The sequence below is a fragment of the Stenotrophomonas sp. 05L44_2 genome (assembly GCF_056665995.1).
The window spans coordinates 1-1722 of sequence record NZ_JBFTNR010000811.1; the positions used below are offsets into that span (position 1 = coordinate 1).

General features: G+C 58.1%; 2 protein-coding genes and 1 pseudogene. All 3 read left to right on the forward strand.

The window, feature by feature from the left end:
- Positions 1-344: 344 nt before the first annotated feature.
- A pseudogene (locus AC1VAN_RS20895) lies at positions 345-772 on the forward strand (RHS repeat protein); the annotation flags it as partial.
- Positions 759-1061: a hypothetical protein gene (locus AC1VAN_RS20900; protein WP_152543251.1), complete on the forward strand. Its 303-nt coding sequence runs from the start codon at positions 759-761 to the stop codon at positions 1059-1061. The pseudogene AC1VAN_RS20895 and the gene AC1VAN_RS20900, both read left to right, overlap by 14 nt.
- Before the next feature lie 308 nt (positions 1062-1369).
- Positions 1370-1681 carry a hypothetical protein gene (locus AC1VAN_RS20905; RefSeq protein ID WP_032974534.1) on the forward strand — a complete coding sequence of 104 codons (312 nt, stop codon included), beginning with the start codon at positions 1370-1372 and terminating at the stop codon, positions 1679-1681.
- Positions 1682-1722 lie beyond the last annotated feature (41 nt).

The window sequence follows — 1722 nt, forward strand, 5'->3', positions numbered from 1 at the left end:
CATTTTGGCTCTCACAAGAAAGCCAAGTGAAGTGGCCCGAACAACCAAATCTTGGTGGCGCTTGATCTGGGATGGCTTCTGGGGACTTTGAGCTATCAGGGCTGGTATCGGCGTAGGCGGCGGGTTCTCATTCGATCCTATGGGTGGAAGCCCCGATCAGAAAGCTGCCGACTCATGTGAGTCTGCCAACGGAGTAGGAGTCTACGCAGAGGCATCGGGAACTCTCGGTATCATCGGCGCAGGCGTTGGAGCCAATTACGGTGCGACGCAGTCGTTCGACTCGAAGGGCCGTGTTCAGCACTCTGAATATAAGTGCGTGTCCCCTGCGGAGTGTCAGCCGCTAGCAGTTCGACCCGCTGAACAGGCTGGCTCAGACCCTGCAGGACGTGGGCGGCGTGAAGGCGGAAATTCACAGCCAGTACGACCAGTACGGCGCATGGGACCAGATCATCTAGGTCACCGTCCCGAAGGGGTTGCGCGCCACCTGAACTTCCAGCGGTTTCGGTGATCTGACTGGCCGGGTCAGCCCGGGCAGTGGTGCGAACAGCTTTGCCGTCGACGCCGTCGGGAATAGCAAGATCGCCACCGACCCGCGCAGTGTTACTAATCGCTACGATGCGCTTACCCGCTTGGTCCGAATCGCCTAGCCATGCCCTAATCTTAGTGTGGGCTACAGCTATGACGCGAGGGTCGCCTCGGCCAAGTGTGTCACGCCAAAGGAAACCCCCAGCACTGCCACGACCGCATTGGAGCCGTTGATGTCGAAATCAAAGCGAGCTTGGCGCCCCCTCGTCTTCTTTCCGGGCTTGGTATTCTGCAGTCTGGCTGCCTTCATGGGCGTCTTGGTTCTGAAGTTTGGAATCAACAATAGCGGCACGCTGTGCGGTCGACTTTGTGGTTTTGGATTTGCGATTCAGCAGTACTTTGGCCAATTGGCCTATGAGAGGTCCGTCGCGGCGATGTGCTTCGTCGCGGCGGCAGTAGCGTTGGATATCGCGATCCGACAAGGGCTGCGCGAAAGTCCATCAGCCCAGTCAGGAAAGAAACGGCGTCAACGATGAAGGCTTTTCGGTTCCACGGACGCCGGCGTAGTGCTGCAAGCCATCGTGCATCAAGGAGTACGAGCAGCGCTGCTCAACGTGCGGCCGGCTCAGCTGTCGATCCCGGAAATGACCAAGCCCCCCAAGGCTGACAGGTTGGGCGTTCCCAGCTGCGGGGCGGCGTGCAGCGGTTCATGCCAGAAGCGGAAGGGAGCAGACCGGCGTTTGCCAAGGCGAGGCACATTAGCTTCCGCGTACCAAGGAAGGCCTGATGAAGGCCCAGCGAGCACGGGTTGCATGAGGGCGGAGAATTCCGAACGGAAGCGGTGATGACTTGGATGTTGGTTGTTTTCTATGCGGCGCTCTCGGTGCTCGCGTATGTCGCAATGGTCGGCAGAACTCCTACCAGACGGCTGTTCTCCGCGATTGGAATCGCTGTTGTTCAAATAGCTTCGCTTGTGTGGATTCAGATCACTGCAAGAGCGCTAGGCTCGCAGTCCAATCATGGTTCTTATTCTGTGGGAGTTGGTGAGCTCTACCTCGCCATACGCCCCATCCTCTTGTTCAACCTGGCGGTATGCATCGTCCTTGTTCTGATCTTTCTGGTTGCTCTATCCGGAAAGAGAGCAACAGGCGAGTGAGCGTGGGGCAATGCTGTTGTTGAGACGGAGTAACACGCGAG